The organism is Acetatifactor sp. (genome assembly GCF_982438285.1).
This window is the reverse complement of the sequence record NZ_CEWDFQ010000410.1, coordinates 1-2,380: the sequence shown is the minus strand read 5'-3', so window position 1 is coordinate 2,380 and position 2,380 is coordinate 1. Positions and strand designations below refer to the sequence as shown.

3 protein-coding genes are annotated in these 2,380 nt (G+C 50.7%); all 3 read right to left on the bottom strand.

Translation table 11 applies throughout. From position 1 onward, the window contains the following. A partial coding sequence (locus AC1WIP_RS14640) for an OmpA family protein (protein WP_481142521.1) occupies positions 1–839 on the bottom strand: 839 nt, incomplete at its 3' end. Then, the gene (locus AC1WIP_RS14635) at positions 829–1,989 is read right to left on the bottom strand and encodes a MotA/TolQ/ExbB proton channel family protein (protein ID WP_481142520.1); all 1,161 of its coding nucleotides are present in this window, start codon (positions 1,987–1,989) and stop codon (positions 829–831) included. The genes AC1WIP_RS14635 and AC1WIP_RS14640, both read right to left, overlap by 11 nt. A gap of 137 nt (positions 1,990–2,126) precedes the next feature. Beyond that, positions 2,127–2,380 (bottom strand): heavy-metal-associated domain-containing protein (locus AC1WIP_RS14630; protein WP_481142519.1); only part of this gene is annotated, 254 nt, incomplete at its 5' end.

Here is a 2,380-nt window from a genome sequence, read left to right as displayed (position 1 = left end):
GCCATATCTATTTCCCCGGTCTGGGCTCCCGCCGCATCCGTCTCGTAGACAGGCTCGCTGTAGGAACGCCCGTTCACGGTCAAAAGCTCCTGCAGCTGCTCTATTTTTTCCTGGCTGAGCCCGTTTTCCTCATCCAGACAGAATCTGGCCACTGCGCTGGCCCGGTTGTAGGACAGCTCCATATTGCTCAGATATCCGCCGTCCGTATCCGTATGTCCCTCTATGATGATTTCCGCAATGTATTCCCGGTACTGATCCTGTAAAAGCACCTCCAGGTATTTGGGAATGACCTCCCGCAGGGTGCTGCGGCTCTGGGATGTAAGCGTAGCGCTGTTATACCGAAAGAGCACGTCCGCGGAGAAGGTGATGGACCCTGTCTGAGCATCCACCGTCATGCTGGAATTCTCAAAGGTATTCTGCAGCTCTCCGATCAAATCCGTGCGGATTCCCACAATATTCTGCAGCTCGCTCCTCGTGGCAGAAAGCTCCGCCTGGGCATTTGCAATTTCCAGATAGGCCTGATCCAGCTCCTCCTGTGTCAGCGCCGCCTGGGCATAGGCCTGTTCCAGCTGGGCTAAGGATGCGGCCAGTTCTTGGTTTTGCTGCTCGATCTCCGCCCGGGAGCTTTCCAGATCCGCCCGGGCCGCGTCAAGCTGTTCCTGTGCTGCACTTAAGTCCAGCCTGGTCTGCTCTAAGTCGGAGGTTTTCTGCTTATATATGGCCAGAGTGATGGCGATAATCAAAATAAAGATCAAAAGAAGGGCGGCCATCATATCCGAATAGGACTGCCAAAAGCTGTGCTCCGCAAAAGCCTCTCTGTTCTTCCTGTTATTTTTCATAGGCGCTCCTTGTCTGGGTAAAGGTGTAAAGCTGGCTGCTCACCTCATCACTTATGCTCTCACAGGTATCCTCCAGTTTTTCCTTCTGGGCATTTAGCTGCCGGGCAAATTCCTCCTGACGCTTCATGATCTGTACCAGGGTCTCCTGTACGTTCCGGTTGACCTCCACCAGCGCCGTAGCGGCGTCAATGAGATTTTTGCAGTTATCCGCATAGGCCTGCTGGGCCTCCTGGGTGGCTCTCATCGTGTTTCCAAACCGCCCGAAATCCGTTCCCAGTGCAGACTGCATCTGTTCCACAAATTCCTTGACGATACGCTCCACACCCGCTGTCTGATCCAGGGCATTTCCCCTTAAAAGCTGGGCGATCTCCTTCATGCTGCGGGACATATTCGCCTGATACACCAGCATGGCGGCGCCGCTTTCATCTGCCGGCAGTTCCGGCGGCATGGCGCACTGGCGAAATACCTGCAGAAAGCGCTCCAGCTTTTCGTAGGCGTCAGACATAATGCTGCGGTACACAAAATTAAATACCAGAGAAAAGAAAATACCATACACCGAGGTGTGAAAGGCCACCTTCATTCCAGAAAGCAGCGGCCCCACATTATCGGAAATGGTAAAAATATCATTGCCGTCAAAGGAGCCAAGCCCCATGGTAAGCCCCAGAAAGGTTCCCAGAATGCCAAGTCCCGTCATGGTCCCCGCTATGCCTGAATTGTAATAGGTCATGGCCGCCTCGTCCAGAAGGTCCTCGTTGATATACTCCTCCAGATCGCAGGTTCCGGCATATCCCCTTTTGGTGCGGTAATTGTTGATTCTTGCCTTATATTTTGAGAAGGCCGTTTTCAATCTCTCCTCATGGAACAAATCCTTTTTGTCGCGGCAGCTCTCCCAGAGATTCTGCCCCTTTTCCTTATACTCCTGATACAGCTGGTCCGCCGCTTCACACAGATCATCCGTACAGCGGTTCAGCCTGGAAAAGCTGACGCTGGATATGATAAATAAAATACCGATGATTACCAGGAAGCCCACATTGATCAACAAATTCACAAGGCCGGAGGTATCCTGGGAAAACACGCCGTTGATATACAGGATAAAAACCACCACCAGTGCGTAGACAACAAACAAAAGATAATACAGCTTATTCTTCATAAGTACCTCATTTCCGCGCTTTAAACGCTGATCTTACGCAAATTTTAGATGTGCCCGCATACACATAACTTAGCATATCTGCATCCTGTACACAATTCCCTGGTAAAAATCTTAAAGAAATATTAATGGTTGCCCCTTCAGCTTATTTTTACCTCCGTTACCTCATAGCCGGCATCCGCCACGGCCGCTGTAAGGACCTGGTCTGAAACCTCCTTTTCAAGCTGCACTGTTGCTGTCTTATCCTCTAAGCTTACGGATACCTCTTTCACACCTTCTACAGCCTCCAAAGCCTTCTGAACCCTTCCTGTGCAGTGTGCGCACATCATGCCTTCCACTGTCAATACCTTTGTCATCTCTTTTTTTCCTTTCTCATTCTTTTTTTCTGTATTTT

What these genes read in the sequence shown, in the direction of transcription:
- AC1WIP_RS14635 (WP_481142520.1), bottom strand. Translation starts at nt 1,989, where the DNA reads ATGAAGAATAAGCTGTATTATCTTTTGTTTGTTGTCTACGCACTGGTG.